This window comes from Anoxybacillus sp. ST4 (genome assembly GCF_019448545.1).
Classification (GTDB): domain Bacteria; phylum Bacillota; class Bacilli; order Bacillales; family Anoxybacillaceae; genus Anoxybacillus; species Anoxybacillus pushchinoensis.
This window is the reverse complement of the sequence record NZ_JAHZOE010000006.1, coordinates 17,339-35,438: the sequence shown is the minus strand read 5'-3', so window position 1 is coordinate 35,438 and position 18,100 is coordinate 17,339. Positions and strand designations below refer to the sequence as shown.

Genomic DNA, 18,100 nt, shown 5'->3' with positions numbered 1-18,100 from the left:
CTTTCTTTACTTCCGTTTTCTCATAGCATACAGCACAACAGCTACAATGAAGCCGGCAATAACAAGAAGTGGAATCCAGTTTTTTACATCAGACAAATCCGTCCATTCTTTCTTTTTTGCCGCAGCTAATCGATCTAAGTCTTCTTCCGTAAAATGCCCTGTCTCTACGCTCTCTAATTCAAACTGATCTTGAAGAGCCTGTAAAATCGTTTGCTTACTTTCTTTAAATTGATCGATATTAGACTCCTTTTTCCCGACTCCAAACAACCCCGGATTTCCGAGTGATTGAAGGGCGAGATCAAACTGTTGTTTTAATTTTTCGTCCAGTTGTGTATCTTTTTGTTGTACAATTGGAGAAAGTGCTTTATATGTAGCAAAAGCTTTCGCCAACAAACGTTTGCTTGTATCGTAGTTATCAAAGTTTTTTTCAACGTTTTCCAAACGGCGGGCAACGTTTAACACAAGCACTTTTTGCATTGCCGAAACAATAGTATCAGCATCTTCATTCTCGATCGCTTCTAAAATGATCGCTGACGGTTCTGGCCCCATGTGCATATCAATTTCTTTTTGAACCGTTTCATAAATCACTTTCACTTCATCAAACTTGTTCTCTTGCACTTTCGCTACCATCTCTTTATACGCTTCCGCTACAGCTTCTTCGTTCGGGTCACCGTACGAATAAGCGAATGAGGATGTAGGTGCTAAAGTAAAAATGAATATGATGCATAAACAAAAAAGTAATATTTTTTTCAATCCGATCTCCTCCTCCGATGATAATGATAATAATTATCATATTGATTGTCAAGAAAAAATGCTAGAGATCGTTCTCTAGCGTTGTTGAGCGGAACGAATGTACTTTCGTTTCACAGGTCGGCACATTTCTTTTACGATCGCAGGGAGAACGTGTTTCATATACGCCGTAAATTTAATAAACGATTGTCCTGTCGTCCTCACTTGATATACAATGGGTACTTCTTTCAATCGAAATCCTTTGCGAACTAAATTTAACGTTAACACTTGCGCATAATTATAATCGTGAATAATTTCTGCTTCCTCCATCGCCTGTCGAGAAAATGCTCGCATTCCTGATTGTCCGTCATAAATCCATGTTTTTAATAATAGCGATTGGATGAGCGTAAACATATAATTTCCCATTCGGCGATGCCATTTCATTCCATGAATCGTCCCTAAAAAGCGCGATCCCATCGTATAATCAGCTTCCCCACGCAAAATAGGCATGACAAGATCCGGTATTTGCTCTGGTGGATATTCATTATCTGCATCAATCATCACGCCAATATCCGCTCCAAGCTCAACGCATTGTTGCAAGCCGGTACGTACAGCTGCACCTAACCCTCGATTTCGCTCATGCCGGCAAATAAAGTCCGCCCCAGCCTCCTTTGCGACGTGAGCTGTACGATCGGTTGACCCGTCATCTACAACAAGTACATATACGTCGATATTCGGCTCAATATGCCTCGGGATGCGGCGAATGACGTCTCTGATCGCTTCTTCTTCATTATGTGCTGGCAAAAATACAATTACCTTCATTTTTTCCCTTCTTTCCTTATCGCTTCGGTTAATACTGGTCCGCGGCTATGACTTGGATATGGCGCTCCTAACAAATAAGCGATCGTCGGCGCAAGAGAAACGAGGCTATGTTTATCATCAATCCGTTTTCCTTTTTCAATAACCGGGCCATACATGAAAAACGGCACGTATCGTTCCCCTTCATCTAAGTGACCGTGGCCACCAATTCCGTCTGCTTGTCCATGATCAGCGCAAATGATGAGTATTGTATTTTCCATTTTCCCTTGTTTTTGTAACCACTCAACGTATTCTCGAATAAGCGCGTCAGCTTCCTCAATTTTTTGTACGTACTCATCATAATGTACACCGCGGCTATGCCCTGTTTGATCTGTTCCGATGAGCTGAATGACAAATAAGTGTAAATCTTGTTCAGTCATGATTTGTTTTGCCCGTTCCATAATGTTACGATCCGCTACATCATTATGCATGACAGCTGTCACTGTTTCGACATCATTTCCTAGGGAATCGACAAGGTGAGCAATACCGAGTACTGTCCCTTTTTTTCCGACTTTTCGAAGTGAATCAAAAATACTTTCAACGCGTATACCTAGCTTCCATACCATATTTGAGCGAATGCCGTGCTCAAACGGATACGTTCCTGTGAGCATCGACGTGAAGCAGACGACCGTTCGGGCTGGGTATACTGTTTCCATCTGTGTAAAATCTGTTCCGCTTGCACGCATTGACTTTAAAAATGGAGCGTTCGCTTGTTCAAAACGATCTTTTCTCATCCCATCAATAACGATAACAATGACACGATCACTTAACGGTTCGTGATTTGGCGGCACATTGTTCGTATAGTGATCGATGACTTTCGGTTTCCAATCAAATAAATATCGGTGCAACAGAAATGACCATGCGAAAACAAACATATAAAACACACTAAGTGACGGTACATGTACGCTATGCTGCACGCCATATTCCCATACAGAAAGAAGCAACAACACTTTCGGCAACTGCTCTTGCGCATTTCCGCTTGTCGAATCGCTGTTTTTTAACACCAATTTCCAGAAACGAGTAAAATTCAACCATGTCGTTCCAATTCGTAAATGGTAATACAACGTTCCCCAAAAGAAAACGGTGAAAAAGAAATAAAGGCTAACGGCAAGCAAAAGTAAGCTTGTTGGAACGAACGACCAAACAATTAAAAAAAGCACATAAGGAACCCATAAATAATTACGTAAAAATAACGGATAGTCATATACGTAGTATAGTACAAAAAGAGGAACAGTAAGTAAAAAACTACTGAACCATCGCTTCGTTTCCTCTAACGTGACGCCGTCAGACAAATGGAAAATAAGCATCGTTCCTACGACAAAAATCGGAGTAAACGGTTTCCCTTCATTCAACAAATTCCAACATCTTGCGGCGATCTTTTCAATTTTCGACGCTTTTTTCACGCTGCTCTCTCCTTTCGAACGAATGCCCATAACGTCGGGATACGCCACCACACATATATCCCGACGACATAAGAAAATAAAAATTTAAACAAATGCGTCACTAACGCAAGTATATAAGCTTGTTCCCAATTTGAGTGAATGCGCGTTAACGCAAATGCCATCACTGCTTCATACGTCGCTAATCCCCCCGGTGTCATTTGAAATACTTGTCCACCAACCGCCATACTATTAACCCACAGCGCTTCCGAAAACGAAAGAGGGAAAGCAACCATTTTCGCCATTTCAAATAACACAACAGCTTCACATATCCAGCTTAATACGACAGCAACTAAAATGGGTACGAAGCGACGACGATGATATACCATGTTCCAATGTTGCTTATGTTTTTGAAGACATGACGGGAACATGCGTATAAGCACAACAAACACGACGGACGCACCGCCAAGGATAAGCGGAAAAAGAAGAAACGAATTTGTCATCGTATGCATATAAACAATCGCACCAATCAAAGCAAACAAAAACAAAACGAGCAAATCAAGGAGACGCAACACAACGACAGATTGAGCGACAATAGGGAATGGCATGCGCTCTTTTGTTGCACAAACCCCTATGCGCGCAACATCCCCAACTTTTATCGGAGAAATGTGGTTAATAAATAAACTTGCAAATAAACCGTCTAAACACGTCTGGAAACGAGCATGTAGCAAATATAAATGCCATGCTAACGCTCGAAAAACGAAAGCAAGTCCATACATCGCTACCATATAGCCCGTACGCCACGGCTGTGCAACAAGGTTGTGTATAAGACTAAACAACAGTTGGACATCAAAATGTCGAACGGTCATCCATATAAATGCCGCAATAAATAAAAGACTAATGCACCGTATCACTATTTTCAGTTTTTTATTTTTCATATTGCTTCGCCCATTCGATCGTTTTCGCTAATCCTTCACAGAACGATGTGCGCGGCATATATCCAATTTCTTCTTTTGCCTTTGTTATGTCCGCCCACGTTGCTACGACATCACCAAGCCGCGGCGTTTCATAATGAACACGCATATACGGAAAATGTGTACGCAACTCAGCAAGTAGTTGTTTCATCGTGACCGGCTGACCAGCACCGAGATTAAACACATCACTTTCTCCTTCTCGTTCTAACGCTCGAATCATCCCATCCACAATGTCATCAATAAACGTATAATCACGAGCTGTATGATCTCCATATACTGTAATCGGTTCATTTCGCAACAATTTCCTAATAAATGTGCTAATCGCCATATCCGGCCGTCCCCATGGTCCGTATACAGTGAAGTAGCGGAAAATCGTCACCATATAGCCGTATATATGTGCATAGGCATAGCAAAACGACTCTGCGCTATATTTCGCTGCGGCATAAGGGGAAATGACGTGCCCGTTTGCCATATTTTCTTTTAGCGGCTGACATGATTGATTGCCATATACAGAAGAAGAGGAAGCAAATAATACGTGCTGTACCCCTACTTCTCCAGCCGCTTGTAGTACGTTTACCGTTCCTTTCACATCATAGTCAATATATGTGAGCGGATCCGTTAACGATGGCTGTACGCCAGGTAGCGCAGCCAAATGAAAGACAACATCCGGTTGATGCTCGAAAAAAATATGTTTTAACTCATCAAGCTGAAGGATATTTGTGTTGTAGAAATGAAAAAAACCGACATCTTTCATTTGTTGAAGTTGTCGTTGTTTCCGACACGTTGAATAGTATGGATGAAAATTGTCGATGACGATCAGCTCATGTCCAAGCTCAAGCAATCTCTTCCCTAAATGACTACCGATGAATCCTGCTCCACCTGTAATACATATTTTTTTCATTTGTTTAACTCCCTTATCGTTTATGCGCTACTATTGTATCACAACAAAAAAGCCGCGTGTTATGCGCGGCCTTTTTTGTTTTATTGAACAATAGCACTTACAGCGTCAAGCACAGCTTTACTATGCTGAGCAGCTTCGTCCTTTTTGTTTTCTGCGATCGCGTTATACCATTTTTCTGCTGTCGCAAACACTTCCGCTGCCTTCTGCTCACCTAGTTTTGTTTTGACATCTAACTCGATCGCCTTTAAGAACATATTTCCTTCTAATGCTTTCACTTTCGCTTCCACAATATTGTTTTCATCTAATTGCGCTGGTGCTTTCTCATGATAGCCTTTCATTTTGCCAAACAACGCTTTTGCGTATAACGCACTTACTTCTTCTGCTTGAATGTTTTTATAATCGTTATTCAACGACAAAATTTCATCTAAACGTGCTGCAGCAGCTTCATCCCCTTCAGATAAAGAGCCTTTGATCGCTTGGAGAAAGCCCCACGCTTCTGCCTGCTGACCTTTTAGTTCATCTTCCGGCTTACCTTCTTTTACACCCGCTTCAATTTTCTCAGCGTATGATTTAGATGCCAAGTAGTAACTACGATAAATTGATTTGTCCGTCAACTGAATGTACACTTTAAAATCGTCTACGTTGTTTGCTTTTAATGCTTCTTCTTGAGCTGCTAAACCAGCGTTAATGCTTTGCTCAAGGCTAGATTCTCCCGTCAATTGATAATATTCATCACGCTTCATTGCTGTTGGAACGAAAACTTCTGCCGCGAGTAACTTAATTTGTTCAAACAACGTTGTTGCTTTTTGCTGATCGCCAGCTTCAAGTGCAGCGACAACGTCTTTTTGTAGTTTCTTTTGTAATTGGTAAAAATATGATTGCGTCACTTTATCTACAATTTGACGTGCTGGATGAACGTTTAACTCCCCGCTTTTTCCGCCTTGGATGGCTGCTTCAACCGTTTGAGCAAACGTCCCATCTAGTTCGTTCATCGGTTTTTGCAACTGCTCTGTATATGTTTTTTCTACAATGCTCCAGTCGACAGGCTGTCCTTCCTTCGCTTTGTCTGTTTCTGTTTTTATTGCTTTGTAAGCATCAAGGAGAGCTTGAACGTTTACTTGCTCTTCCGCTTGCTCCGCTTCAGCAGGCTGTTGCTCCTCTTTTTGCTCTTCTACTTTCGTTTCTTCTTTCTTCTCCGTCGTCTCTGTCTTCTCCTGACCGCAACCAGCAAGCACACCTCCTGCTAATAAAAACATAGCAAATACAGCTTTTAGTCGACGTTTTTTCATTGCGTATGTATCCCCCTTTTTTTGATAACGATTATCATTAACCGTTATCATTATAGAGGAGAACGATTTTCAATGTCAATGATTTTAAAAAAAAAAAAAAGACCTCGGCATATGATCCGAGGTCGATAAATTATAAATGTTTGCTTAGAAGACCGACAAGCGATTCTTTCGGTTGGAAACCGACTGTTTTATCAACGACTTCACCGTTTTTAAAGACAAACAGTGTTGGAATGCTCATCACACCGTATTTTCCTGCAGTTTCAGGATTATCATCAACGTTTACTTTTACAATTTTTACTTTGTCACCGAGCTCACGATCTACTTCTTCTAATACAGGTGCAATCATTTTGCAAGGTCCGCACCATGGAGCCCAAAAATCTACGAGCACAACACCATCTTTTACCTCATTTACAAAAGTTGAGTCTGTTGCATTTACAATTGCCATTTGTTCATTCCTCCTCACATATTTCAATGCCATGCACATAGTATACCATTGAACGTATCCATCACGCCAATGATTTGCTTCGCTTCTACTATTTCCATCCCACGAAAAAATATGCCGCAAAGAAAAGGCAAAGCATGATGCTCTGCCTTATGCATGTATTTTTATTTTTTTAAATTCTTCAATTAAAAGCGGAACGACTTCGAATAAATCACCGACAATTCCGTAGTCTGCCACTTTAAAAATGTTAGCTTCTGGGTCTTTATTAATCGCTACAATGACTTTTGAGTTCGACATTCCTGCTAAATGTTGAATAGCTCCTGAAATGCCGCATGCGATATATAAATCTGGCGTAACGACTTTTCCTGTTTGACCAATTTGAAGCGAATAATCACAATATCCTGCATCACAAGCCCCACGTGATGCTCCGACTGCACCACCAAGCACACGCGCTAACTCTTTCAACGGTTCAAATCCTTCGGCACTTTTCACGCCTCGACCGCCTGCAACAATGACTTTCGCTTCAGATAAATCGACGCCTTCAGCTGTTTTACGTACAACTTCACGGACGATCGTACGCAAATCTTTAATTTCTACATGAACAGCGCCGACATCACCTGTACGACTTTCGTCTTTTTCAAGCGGAGCGATGTTGTTCGGACGAACGGTAACAAACATTAAACCGTCTGTAACAATTTTCTTTTCAAATGCTTTACCAGAATAAATAGGTCTTGTAAAGACGATATTCCCCCCTGTTTCTTCGACAGCGACGACATCAGAAACGAGCCCAGATTGCCATTTAGCCGCAAGTTTCGGAGATAAATCTTTGCCGAGTGCAGTATGTCCAAATACAATTCCTTCTGGCTTCTCTTGCTCGACAACAGCTTGCAGCGCCTGGGCATAGCCATCTGGCGTATATGTCGCTAACTTTTCATGTTCAACGACAACAACACGATCTGCGCCGTAAGCAATGAGTTCGTTAGCTAACGAGCGAACGCTCGCTCCGACAACGACAGCAACAACTTCCCCACCTTCAGCGATCGTCTTTGCAGCTGCAATCGCTTCAAATGATACGTTGCGCAACGCTCCATCGCGCACTTCTGCTAATGTTAATACTTTTCTTGCCATGCTCCCCATCCCCCTATTAAATGACTTTCGCTTCTGTATGAAGCAGTGAAACGAGTTCTTTTACTTGGTCGGCCATATCTCCTTGCAAAATTTTTCCCGCTTCTTTTTTCGGTGGTAAAAAGATTTCAATCGTTTTCGTCTTCGCCTCTACATCTTCTTCTTCCAAATCTAAATCATCGAGCTCTAACTCTTCAAGCGGCTTCTTTTTCGCCTTCATAATGCCCGGTAATGACGGATAACGCGGCTCATTTAAACCTTGTTGTGCCGTCACTAATAGCGGTAACGATGCTTCAATAACTTCCTCGTCCCCTTCAACATCACGCACGACCTTTACATTCATTCCATCAATTTCCAACTTCGTAATGGTCGTCACATATGGGATGCCTAGCAATTCGGCAACACGCGGACCAACTTGGCCAGAACCACCGTCAATTGCTACGTTCCCAGCTAAAATTAAATCAGCTTCTTTATCTTTTAAATATTGCGCAAGCACCTTTGCTGTTGTATATTGATCGCGATGCTCTACATCGTCTTCAACGTTGATGAGCACCGCCTTATCTGCTCCCATCGCAAGCGCAGTACGAAGCTCTTTTTCCGCATCTTCGTTGCCAATTGTAACAACTGTTACTTCGCCACCATGTTGATCACGTACTTGAATTGCTTCTTCAATCGCATATTCATCGTACGGATTAATAATAAACTCCGCTCCTTCTTCATTTACTTTTCCGTTTTGAATGACAATTTTTTCTTCCGTATCAAATGTACGTTTCATCAATACGAAAATGTTCATACGTCTCTCCCCCTTTTATTTTCCTCGAAACTGAGGTGTTCGTTTCTCAATAAATGCCGCAATACCTTCTTTTGCATCATCAGTCACAAACACTTGCCCAAAGAGTTGCGCCTCTTTTTCCACACATTCATGGAACGACTTTGTTCGCGCTTCATTCACAAGTTGCAACACTGCTTGAACGGAAATCGGGCTCTTTTGGGCAATTTTTTGTGCGATTTGTTTCGCTGTATCGAGCAACAGTTCTTCTGGCACTGCTTTGTTCGCTAATCCCCATTGTACAGCTTCAATCCCTGTGATCGGCTCGCTTGTCCACATCATTTCGAGCGCCTTCGCCATACCGACGTGACGCAATAAGCGTTGCGTTCCAGCAAATCCTGGTATAATACCAAGCTGCAACTCTGGTAAACCGAGTTTGGCGTTTTCCGCTACAATACGTAGATGGCAACTCATAGCCAACTCGAGTCCCCCACCGAGGGCAGCACCGTGAATCGCTGCAATAATTGGTTTCGGAAACTGTTCAACTTTTTCCATTACTTGTTGACCGGCACGAGCAAGTTCCGCTGCTTGTTCGCTCGTTTCAATCGCTGTAAATTCTTTAATATCGGCGCCAGCGGAAAAAAATCTTCCTTCCCCATGAAGAATAATGACACGTACTTGATCATCTTCCTTAAAGGCATCAAGTCGTTCTGAAAGCTCTTTCAAAACAGAAGATGCCAATGCATTCGCTGGCGGTCGGTGAAGTGTTAACACCGCGACATGCCCCTCTTGTTGAACGGAAAACATGATTCCCCCTCCTTCATGTATGTCGGAAGGTTGTTGTACCTTATGTACAACAACCTTTCGTTAACAGTTGATGAACCGGCTTCGCTAATGCGACGAGATCGTATTTTTGCTCATTCATTACCCATGTCGTCACCATTTCGTCAATCGTCCCAAAGATCATTTGGCGCGCAAGCCTTACATCTAAATTCGGGCGAAATTCCCCTTTATCAATGCCTTCTTGCACAATATGATCGACGACTTTTAAGTATCGTTTCAAAATTTCATTAATTTTCAGACGTAATGACTTATTCGATTGGCGAAGCTCCAACTGAGTAACAATCGCTAAATGTGGATCTGCCGCTAGCATTTCGAAATGCTTTTGAATCAACAAGAACAATTTCTCCGATGGGCTCGAAATTCCTTCTATTTCTTCTTCAATTTTTTCAATAAAGTAGCCCATTTTTTCTTGGAACAATGAGATTAAAATATCTTCTTTATTTTTAAAATACAAGTAAATTGTACCATCAGCTACACCTGCTTGCTTTGCGATTTTCGATACTTGCGCTTGATGGTAGCCGTTTTCAGCAATGACAATCACAGCTGCATCAATAATTTGTTTAAACTTTGGTTTGTCACGTTTCAACTTTGCATTCTCCCTTTCAAAAATATGAATGAATAATCATTCATATTTTTATTTTAAAGAGAGGCAAAAAGCGTGTCAAGAAAAAAACGTCCAAAGGCTATTTTTGCTTTTCTTTTTCCTCCTCGACGAGCGCACGTCGCAATATTTTCCCTACAGCTGTTTTTGGTAGCTCTTTTCTAAATTCATAAATGCGAGGCACTTTATAAGCTGCCAATTTACTTCTCATAAATTGGTCAAGCTCTTCTTCTGTGCACGTCTCTCCTTCCTTGAGCACAACAAACGCTTTTACCGTCTCGCCACGATAAGCATCTGGCACACCGATGACGACAGCTTCTTGCACTTTTGGATGCTCATATAACACTTCTTCCACTTCTCGTGGATATACGTTATAGCCGCTGGCGATAATCATATCTTTCTTTCGATCTACAACAAAGAAATATCCTTCTTCGTTCATATAACCTAGGTCGCCTGTATATAACCAACCGTCACGAAGCGTCGCAGCGGTTTCTTCTGGACGATTCCAATATCCTTTCATAATTTGTGGTCCACGAACAACAATTTCACCGATTTCATTCACATTAGCTCGTTCTCCTGTCTCTAATGATACGATCATCGCCTCTGTATCTGGCCAAGGGACACCGATACTTCCTTTTATTCGCTTTCCATCCCAAATGAAATTGGAATGCGTCACGGGAGAGGCTTCAGTTAGCCCGTATCCTTCAATAATTTTTCCACCTGTCACCGCTTCAAATTGCTCTTGTACTTCGACCGGGAGAGGAGCTGAACCACTAATGCATATTTTAATGGACGATAAATTATATTTCCTTAAATCTGGATGATTCAATAGCGCGATATAGATGGTCGGCGCCCCAGGAAACAATGTCGGTTTTTGCTTTTCAATCGTTTTTAACGTCGTTTCTACGTCAAACTTCGGCAGTAAAATCATTTTATATCCTTCCATAATGGATAAGTTCATGACAGCCGTCATTCCATACACGTGGAAAAACGGAAGCACACCGAGAATCGATTCGTTACCGCGCTCGCATTTATACATCCATTTCGTACACATAAACGTGTTTGCTGTTAAGTTGTAATGTGTTAACATAGCAGCTTTTGGAAACCCGGTCGTTCCGCCAGTATATTGGAGGAGGGCAACATCTTCCATCGGGTTCACGTCTGTCTCTATGACTTCACCAGTTGCAAGAGACAATGCCTTCGTAAATAAGTGGCAGTCCCCTTCATGTTTGACGCGTACAATCATCCCTGTTTGCTTCTTTTGAACGAGTGGATACAATACATTTTTTGGAAAAGGTAAGTAATCTTTTATGCTCGTTATGATCATATGTTCCATTTTTGTATGCGCTTTCACTTTCATGATGCGCGGATAGAGCAAATCGAGAGCAATAATGATTTTTGCACCACTGTCATTTAACTGATATTCTAACTCTCGCTCCGTATATAACGGGTTCGTTTGAACAACGATGCCACCAGCAAACAAAACAGCGTAGTAACTGATGACAGCTTGCGGACAATTCGGCAACATAATGGATACGCGATCCCCTTTTTGTAACCCGAGCTGTTGCAAATATGAGGCTAGCTTGATCGCCTGCTCATATATTTCTTTATATGTCAGCTCCTTCCCCAAAAAGTGAATAGCTGTTTTGTGCGGAAACTGTTCCGCCGCTTCCCTCAAAAATTGTTGCAACGGCTTGCGCGGATAATCAATGGAATGAGGAACTTGTTGAGGATATAACGCTAGCCATGGCTTCTCCATATCGTTTCCCCCTTTGTTATAAGATTATTTATATTTTATAATATTTTCAGAAATTTTTGTATCAAAAAATAAAGAAAGGATGCCTCTTGACACCCTTTTATGCGAAAAACATCAAGTATATGACACCAACAAGCAAAAATACACCGCACAATACGAGCAATACTTTCGCTAGCGTTTCCATTTTTTTCTCCTCTCAACGTATACTTGCCCCGATTACAAACGATAAACCGATCGAGATGATCATAGAAATAAATCCTACCGCTCGATTGTCGTTAGCAATTTCATCATCAATATTGAACTTTGGCGTTAAAAACTCGTAAATGAAATAGCCGATGAGCAGTAAGACGAAGCCATAAACTCCCCATCCGATCATCGTTAAAAGCGAATCGTGATGGTCAATCGCGTAACGGAAAATGTTTGCAATACCAAATATTTTCCCCCCGGTCGCCATCGCTACTGCCATATTTCCTTTTTTGATTTCTTCCCAATTTTTATATTTCGTCACAAGTTCAAAAATAGCTAAAAATAAAACTAAACATAAAATAACAACGCTAAAATTAGCAGCAATATGAATCATTTCATTTTCCCAAAAAGCGCCCATAGTTCCTCCTGTTATTTTAATTCGACGATGGTGACGCCTGTTCCCCCTTCAGTCGCCTCACCAAAACGAATGCTTTTTACTGAGCGATGGTTTTGTAAATATTGTTGTACTCCTTTCCGAAGCGCGCCTGTTCCCTTTCCGTGAATAATAGAGACGCGTGGATACCCAGCAAGGACCGCATCATCAATATACTTTTCGACACGAAGTAACGCGTCTTCATATCGCTCACCTCGCAAATCCAACTCCAGCGGAACGTAGTGATCCCTTCCTTTAATCGTCGCTACCGGCTTCGTTTCGATCGGCGTTGGACTGCTTACGTACTGCAAGTTCTCTTCGTGCACTTTCATTTTTAAAATGCCGATTTGGACGATCCATTCTTTATCCGATACTTTTTCAATAAGCTGCCCTTTTTGATTCAGATGAATGACTTTCACTTCATCACCTGGATGTAAAGGATGGTTAAGTTTTTGCACGGTTTCTTTCTTTTTTGTGTTCAGTTGTGGAATCGCTTCTTCTAACTTTTTACGTGCATGAATAAGTTCGTGTTCTTTTAAGACAGCCGCTTGCTGTTTTTGCATATCGCGCAAATGTTGAATGACTTCGTCCGCTGTTTTCATCGCTTTTTTTACAATTTCTTCAGCTTGCTCTTTCGCTTTTTCCAACAAGCGATCGCGCTGTTCATTCAGCTCGTTCCACTGCCTTTCTAGTTCATTTCTCAATTGCTCTGCTTCGTGACGGAGCCGCTCAGCCTTCTCCCATTCTTCCTCAGCCCGCTTCTTGCTCTGTTCTAGGGAAGCAATCATATTTTCAACTTCATTGCTTTCGGCGCTAATGTACGTACGGGCACGCGCAATAATATGCTCGTCTAATCCGAGGCGACGAGAAATGTCGAGCGCATTGCTTCGTCCTGGAATGCCGATCAATAGTTTATACGTTGGACTTAACGTTTCGATGTCAAATTCGACACTTGCATTCATCACACCTCGGCGATTGTAACCGTATGCTTTTAATTCTGGATAGTGCGTTGTCGCTACGACGCGCGCGCCTAAGTTGTGCACTTCGTCTAAAATGGCAATCGCTAACGCAGCACCTTCTTGCGGATCTGTTCCTGCTCCGAGCTCGTCAAACAAAACGAGGCTATGCTCGTCCACTTGTTTTAAAATGTCAACGATATTGACCATATGTGACGAAAACGTACTTAAACTTTGTTCAATCGACTGTTCGTCTCCAATGTCAGCATATACGGCACGGAATACAGCTAATTGTGATCCATCTAGCGCCGGAACGTGTAGCCCTGCTTGCGCCATAATCGTAAATAAGCCGATCGTTTTTAAAGTGACCGTTTTTCCCCCTGTATTCGGTCCTGTAATGACCATCGTCGTGTAATCGCTTCCTAGTTCAATATCATTTGGGACAACTTGATCAGGCGAAATGAGCGGATGGCGAGCTTGGATGAGACGAATATATCCGCGCTCGTTCATCGTCGGTTTTGTTGCTTTGATCGCCTTTGCATATTTTGCTTTCGCAAACAAAAAGTCAAGCTGCGCAAGCACTTCAACGTTTTCCATAATTGTTGTCGCTAACTCGCCAACAAAAGCTGACAATTCACTTAAAATTCGCTCCACTTCTTGTTTTTCTTTCATGCGCAATTGTTGGAGCTCGTTGTTTAATTCGACAACCGACTGCGGTTCGATAAACAATGTGGCACCAGATGACGATTGATCATGTACAATGCCGCCGTACGTATGGCGATATTCTTGCTTTACTGGAATGACGTAGCGATCGTTGCGAATAGTGATAATCGCATCCGATAATGTTTTTTGCGCAGATGATGAGCGAATAATGCTCTCTAGTTTATCGCGCACCCTTCCTTCAATCGCACGCAACTGTTGGCGCAATGAACGCAGGCGATCGCTCGCCCCGTCAAGTATTTCCCCACCTTCATCAATACAGCGGTATATATGTTGCTCAAGTTCAATGAGCGGAACGATTTGCTCGGCATATGCCATCATATACGTAAGTTCTGCCTCTGTTCCTTCTACAAATTTTTTTAATTGTCTCGCCGCTCGCATCGTGCTTGCAACATCAAGCAATTCATGTGGGCTTAGCACCCCTCCGATACGTGCGCGCTTCGTTTGCGGCCGCACATCAAATATGCCGCCGAGCGGCACGTGGCCACGTAAACGGAGAACGGTCGCCGCTTCGTCCGTTTCTTCTTGCCAACGCACTACTTCTTCAAAGCGTGATGATGGCTTAAGCGCTTCGACTTTCTCTTTTCCTAACGAAGATGATACATGTGAAGCAAGCTGTGCTTTCACTTTATCAAACTCAACAATGTGTAACGTTTTTAAATGCACTGTCAACCCTCCAGCTGTTCATTTTCGCAAAAAAGACTTCAACTGTTCAATATCCCACGTATTAATAACTGTTTCTTTTCGAATCCAACCTTTGCGCGCAAATGCAACCCCGAGCTTCATATCATCGAGCATACGAACGTTGTGCGCATCCGTATTAATGGCGATTTTCACACCAAGCTGTTGCGCCTTTTGTAAATAGGCATACGTTAAATCGAGACGGTGTGGATTCGCATTCAGTTCTAGCACTGTATTTGTTTCTTTCGCAAGTTGAAGCAATTCGTCTATGTTTACATCGTATCCGCTACGTTCACCAATTAACCTCCCAGTTGGATGAGCAATCATGTGCACATACGGATTCAAAAGCGCCTCTTTTAATCGCTTCATAATCGTTTCTTGCGGCTGTGAAAAAGCAGAATGAATCGATGCGATAACAAAGTCTACAGTTTGTAGTACATCATCTGAAAAATCTAACGTACCGTCTGGCAAAATATCCATTTCAATACCAGATAAAATAACAAAGTCATCATATGTTTCGTTCAATCGAGCAATTTCTTCTTGCTGCCGCTTAAGTCGTTCAACAGTCAACCCATTCGCAACTTTCAAAAATTGCGAATGATCCGTAACTGCCATATAGCGGTATCCTTTTTTACGGCACGCTTCTGCCATTTGTTGAATCGAAAACGCCCCATCGCTCCACGTCGTGTGCACATGCAAGTCTCCACGTATATCGGATAAGGAAATGAGCGGTGTTCCGTCGTACGCTTCGACTTCTTTTCCGCTTTCCCGCATTTCTGGGGGAATAAACGGCAAATGAAAATAAGCAAAAAATTGTTCTTCCGTTTCAAACGTTTTCACTTCACCTGTTTGTACGTTTTCTACACCATACTCGCTAATTTTTTCTCCCCGCTCCTTCGCTAACTGGCGCATGCGAACGTTATGATCTTTCGAACCAGTAAAATGATGAAGTGTCGTCGCAAAATGTTGGGGAGAAACGAGGCGAAAATCAACGTTGACAATATAATCGTATTGCAGTTGTAGCGATACTTTTGTTTCACCGTTAGCGACAACGTCATGAATACGTTCTAGCTGCAATAGCTGCTTGCGAACGAGGGCATCATCTGTCGTGGCGATAATAAAATCTAAATCTTTTATCGTCTCGCATACACGCCGCAAGCTTCCTGCTCTTGAAAAACGATCCATACCATCCATGTTCTCGAGCTGTCGTTCGATATCGGAGGCGACTTCAAGCATAAAGGCAATCGGTAAACGTTCAGGGCGTGCGTCCATATGAGCAAGCGCCGCTAAAATGTTTTCTTCTGTTTTTGCACCAAAACCGCTTAATTGCCGCACACGTTGGGCTAAACAAGCTTCTTTTAACGCTTCTATATCGGTCACGCCTAGCTCATGATACAGTTTGGCAATTTTTTTGCCGCCCAATCCCGGCAATTTTAAAAGTGGAAATAGACCTGCTGGAATTTCTTTTTTTAACTGTTCAAGCACATCGGACGTACCCGTTTGTAACCATTGTTGCAACACAGCAGCTGTTCCTTTTCCGATGCCAGCAATAGACGTAAAATCATCAATGTCGGTCAAAGCGCGTTCATCTCGCTCTAACGCTGAAGCTGCTTTGCGAAAAGCTGACACTTTAAATGGGTTTTCCCCTTTAATTTCCATATATAAAGCGATCGTTTCGAGCAAACGGATCGCTTCTTTTTTACTTTTTTCCATTTGATCCCCTTCCTTTTGACGAAAAAACTTCTCGCAAATGGAGAAGTTTTACGCCATATATTGCACGAGCATCTGCTTTACAAAATCCGATAAAATCGGTGTATGTTTGACGATTAAACTTGCGATGAATGAGTCGCGAAGCGGTTGTTGAATCGTAGAAACAGGGACGAGCGCACTGACATATAAAAGCACGAATACAAGCAAATATACTTCAACAAACCCAAGTGCTCCGCCAGCCCAACGGTTTACGCTTTTTAAAAGCGGCAGCTGAGCAACAAAATCTAGCATGGAACCGATAATTTGCATCACTATTTTCGTCACAAAAAACAGCATCGCGAACGCAATCGCACGATAGTATGCTTCATCTAAGTTAGTGCTTTCAATGAGCAATTTCATCGTTTCACCATCTCCAAAGCTTGGATATGGCACCCATAACTTCAGCCTTGGAGCTAGTTCGGCATAATATTTATATGCAACGATAAACGCAATCAAAAAGCCTGTCATATGAATGAATTGCAAAATAAATCCTCGTTTCAACCCGATCATTAGCCCCATAAGAAGGATGAAGCAAATGAGCAAATCAATCATCGCTGTCATCATCCTTTTCTTTATTCATTTTTCGCAAAAGACGTTCGTATTCATCTTTTAGTTTAATATATTCATGAACGATATTCACAGCCGTTAGTACAGCAAGCTTGCTCGTATCAAGCGTTGGATTTTTTGCGCTAATTTCACGCATTTTATCATCAACGATGGAAGCAACGAGCCGAATGTGACTAGAACTTTCTGTTCCAACAATCGAGTATTGCTGTCCGTATATGTCTACTGTGATACGTGTTTTATGCTGATCCTTCAAACCGTTTCCCCCATTCAGCCGATCTCCCGTTTCGGCAAAATTCTACCTTTTATCTTACCACGATTTGCAGATATATGAAAAGATATACGAAAATAAGAGCGGCATGATCCCGCTCTTATTTATAGCCATTCCTTTAATTGTTTGATCGTTCCGTCTTTTTCAGCTACATGTTCCATATATGTGAAATGCAATCGCTCTTTATGAAGAAGAAACATCCTTCTTGCCCATTCACAATCGGAGCTTGATTTCCAATGTACGCAAGCTCGCAAACGGTCTAGTATAATATCTTCAATTCCAATGACATAAACAGACAAACCATCTTCTAACATCAACTCAATTACTTTATCATCATCAGCATCTTCCAACATATCATTTGGAATTTCAACACTAACAAACAATTCATCATGATACCAGTGTCTCCCCGACGGAACAAAACCAAGTTGAGTGAGCAATTGCCCTGCTTTTTCACGATCACTAACAATTAAGTCAATGTCTACGGTCGTATAATCGCCGCGCGTATATATTTCCACAGCAAGCCCCCCAACAATAATCGGGCGTATGCGATACGGCTCTAACAGCTTAGTTAAAATGGCTGTAACTTGAACCATTTTTTCAAAAGATGTTTTCGTTCGAAGGAATTGTAGCTTTTCTTTCGCCTCTTTAATCGAATTCATAATACCACACTCGTTCGTTCAAATATCGAATTTTTCCTTCTTGTTCAGCTTTTTTCCATCGTTTTATGCATAGTTCATCTAATATACGCATTTCTTCTTTGTCGCGTGGGCGCAAACGCACACGTTGTTTTCTTCCGGCTGCTAATATTTCTCGCTCGACGCTTCCTTTGCGTGAAAAAATCCAATCGTTTAGTTCAGACATATTCATTTTTCTC

Annotated in this window: 19 protein-coding genes; all 19 read right to left on the bottom strand. The window is 42.0% G+C overall.

From position 1 onward, the window contains the following. Nucleotides 1–6: 6 nt before the first annotated feature. The 19 genes from K1I44_RS06285 to K1I44_RS06195 all read right to left on the bottom strand — a co-directional run bounded on the left by K1I44_RS06285 (nt 7) and on the right by K1I44_RS06195 (nt 18,093). A complete protein-coding gene (locus K1I44_RS06285) occupies nt 7–753 on the bottom strand; it encodes a hypothetical protein (RefSeq protein WP_219985642.1) in 747 nt (248 codons plus the stop codon). 75 nt (nt 754–828) lie between these two features. Next, the gene (locus tag K1I44_RS06280) at nt 829–1,551 is read right to left on the bottom strand and encodes a glycosyltransferase family 2 protein (RefSeq protein WP_219985641.1); all 723 of its coding nucleotides are present in this window, start codon (nt 1,549–1,551) and stop codon (nt 829–831) included. Then, entirely contained in the window at nt 1,548–2,990 is a 1,443-nt protein-coding gene (locus K1I44_RS06275; protein ID WP_219985640.1) for an alkaline phosphatase family protein, read from the bottom strand. The genes K1I44_RS06280 and K1I44_RS06275 overlap by 4 nt, the downstream gene beginning before the upstream one ends. After that, entirely contained in the window at nt 2,987–3,904 is a 918-nt protein-coding gene (locus K1I44_RS06270; protein WP_035044915.1) for a lysylphosphatidylglycerol synthase transmembrane domain-containing protein, read from the bottom strand. The genes K1I44_RS06275 and K1I44_RS06270 overlap by 4 nt, the downstream gene beginning before the upstream one ends. Beyond that, a complete protein-coding gene (locus K1I44_RS06265) occupies nt 3,894–4,841 on the bottom strand; it encodes an NAD-dependent epimerase/dehydratase family protein (protein WP_219985639.1) in 948 nt (315 codons plus the stop codon). The genes K1I44_RS06270 and K1I44_RS06265 overlap by 11 nt, the downstream gene beginning before the upstream one ends. A gap of 80 nt (nt 4,842–4,921) precedes the next feature. Beyond that, a complete protein-coding gene (locus tag K1I44_RS06260) occupies nt 4,922–6,130 on the bottom strand; it encodes a hypothetical protein (RefSeq protein WP_219985638.1) in 1,209 nt (402 codons plus the stop codon). A gap of 130 nt (nt 6,131–6,260) precedes the next feature. After that, nucleotides 6,261–6,608, bottom strand: a complete 348-nt coding sequence (gene trxA / locus K1I44_RS06255; protein ID WP_219985637.1) for a thioredoxin — start codon at nt 6,606–6,608, stop codon at nt 6,261–6,263. Nucleotides 6,609–6,722: 114 nt separating this feature from the next. Beyond that, a complete protein-coding gene (locus K1I44_RS06250; protein WP_003396509.1) occupies nt 6,723–7,700 on the bottom strand; it encodes an electron transfer flavoprotein subunit alpha/FixB family protein in 978 nt (325 codons plus the stop codon). A gap of 16 nt (nt 7,701–7,716) precedes the next feature. Continuing rightward, nucleotides 7,717–8,490: an electron transfer flavoprotein subunit beta/FixA family protein gene (locus tag K1I44_RS06245; protein ID WP_219985636.1), complete on the bottom strand. Its 774-nt coding sequence runs from the start codon at nt 8,488–8,490 to the stop codon at nt 7,717–7,719. Between the two features lie 15 nt (nt 8,491–8,505). After that, nucleotides 8,506–9,273, bottom strand: a complete 768-nt coding sequence (locus K1I44_RS06240) for an enoyl-CoA hydratase (protein WP_219985635.1) — start codon at nt 9,271–9,273, stop codon at nt 8,506–8,508. A gap of 40 nt (nt 9,274–9,313) precedes the next feature. Continuing rightward, the gene (locus tag K1I44_RS06235; RefSeq protein ID WP_003396515.1) at nt 9,314–9,895 is read right to left on the bottom strand and encodes a fatty acid metabolism transcriptional regulator FadR; all 582 of its coding nucleotides are present in this window, start codon (nt 9,893–9,895) and stop codon (nt 9,314–9,316) included. A gap of 97 nt (nt 9,896–9,992) precedes the next feature. Continuing rightward, nucleotides 9,993–11,669: a long-chain-fatty-acid--CoA ligase gene (locus K1I44_RS06230; RefSeq protein ID WP_003396517.1), complete on the bottom strand. Its 1,677-nt coding sequence runs from the start codon at nt 11,667–11,669 to the stop codon at nt 9,993–9,995. A gap of 193 nt (nt 11,670–11,862) precedes the next feature. Next, a complete protein-coding gene (locus K1I44_RS06225; protein WP_003396520.1) occupies nt 11,863–12,270 on the bottom strand; it encodes a DUF350 domain-containing protein in 408 nt (135 codons plus the stop codon). 11 nt (nt 12,271–12,281) lie between these two features. Continuing rightward, a complete protein-coding gene (locus K1I44_RS06220) occupies nt 12,282–14,627 on the bottom strand; it encodes an endonuclease MutS2 (RefSeq protein WP_219985634.1) in 2,346 nt (781 codons plus the stop codon). An 18-nt stretch (nt 14,628–14,645) separates the two neighbouring features. Continuing rightward, complete coding sequence (gene polX / locus K1I44_RS06215) at nt 14,646–16,355, bottom strand: DNA polymerase/3'-5' exonuclease PolX (RefSeq protein WP_219985633.1); 1,710 nt, start codon at nt 16,353–16,355, stop codon at nt 14,646–14,648. Nucleotides 16,356–16,403: 48 nt separating this feature from the next. Next, a complete protein-coding gene (locus tag K1I44_RS06210; RefSeq protein WP_091701377.1) occupies nt 16,404–16,943 on the bottom strand; it encodes a CvpA family protein in 540 nt (179 codons plus the stop codon). Then, nucleotides 16,936–17,211 (bottom strand): cell division protein ZapA, encoded by a 276-nt coding sequence (gene zapA / locus K1I44_RS06205; RefSeq protein WP_003396526.1) that lies wholly within the window; start codon nt 17,209–17,211, stop codon nt 16,936–16,938. The genes K1I44_RS06210 and zapA overlap by 8 nt, the downstream gene beginning before the upstream one ends. 119 nt (nt 17,212–17,330) lie before the next feature. Beyond that, entirely contained in the window at nt 17,331–17,885 is a 555-nt protein-coding gene (locus tag K1I44_RS06200) for a DUF6036 family nucleotidyltransferase (RefSeq protein WP_091701374.1), read from the bottom strand. After that, nucleotides 17,872–18,093: a hypothetical protein gene (locus K1I44_RS06195; protein WP_244149191.1), complete on the bottom strand. Its 222-nt coding sequence runs from the start codon at nt 18,091–18,093 to the stop codon at nt 17,872–17,874. The genes K1I44_RS06200 and K1I44_RS06195 overlap by 14 nt, the downstream gene beginning before the upstream one ends. Between the last annotated feature and the right edge of the window lie 7 nt (nt 18,094–18,100).

Bases quoted from the DNA above. Each gene is read 5' to 3' on its own strand.
- K1I44_RS06280 (WP_219985641.1), bottom strand. From the start codon at position 1,551: ATGAAGGTAATTGTATTTTTGCCAGCACATAATGAAGAAGAAGCGATC.
- K1I44_RS06270 (WP_035044915.1), bottom strand. From the start codon at position 3,904: ATGAAAAATAAAAAACTGAAAATAGTGATACGGTGCATTAGTCTTTTA.
- K1I44_RS06265 (WP_219985639.1), bottom strand. From the start codon at position 4,841: ATGAAAAAAATATGTATTACAGGTGGAGCAGGATTCATCGGTAGTCAT.
- K1I44_RS06260 (WP_219985638.1), bottom strand. From the start codon at position 6,130: ATGAAAAAACGTCGACTAAAAGCTGTATTTGCTATGTTTTTATTAGCA.
- trxA (WP_219985637.1), bottom strand. From the start codon at position 6,608: ATGGCATTGAAATATGTGAGGAGGAATGAACAAATGGCAATTGTAAAT.
- K1I44_RS06250 (WP_003396509.1), bottom strand. From the start codon at position 7,700: ATGGCAAGAAAAGTATTAACATTAGCAGAAGTGCGCGATGGAGCGTTG.
- K1I44_RS06245 (WP_219985636.1), bottom strand. From the start codon at position 8,490: ATGAACATTTTCGTATTGATGAAACGTACATTTGATACGGAAGAAAAA.
- K1I44_RS06240 (WP_219985635.1), bottom strand. From the start codon at position 9,273: ATGTTTTCCGTTCAACAAGAGGGGCATGTCGCGGTGTTAACACTTCAC.
- K1I44_RS06230 (WP_003396517.1), bottom strand. From the start codon at position 11,669: ATGGAGAAGCCATGGCTAGCGTTATATCCTCAACAAGTTCCTCATTCC.
- K1I44_RS06225 (WP_003396520.1), bottom strand. From the start codon at position 12,270: ATGGGCGCTTTTTGGGAAAATGAAATGATTCATATTGCTGCTAATTTT.
- polX (WP_219985633.1), bottom strand. From the start codon at position 16,355: ATGGAAAAAAGTAAAAAAGAAGCGATCCGTTTGCTCGAAACGATCGCT.
- K1I44_RS06210 (WP_091701377.1), bottom strand. From the start codon at position 16,943: ATGATTGATTTGCTCATTTGCTTCATCCTTCTTATGGGGCTAATGATC.
- K1I44_RS06200 (WP_091701374.1), bottom strand. From the start codon at position 17,885: ATGAATTCGATTAAAGAGGCGAAAGAAAAGCTACAATTCCTTCGAACG.
- K1I44_RS06195 (WP_244149191.1), bottom strand. From the start codon at position 18,093: ATGAATATGTCTGAACTAAACGATTGGATTTTTTCACGCAAAGGAAGC.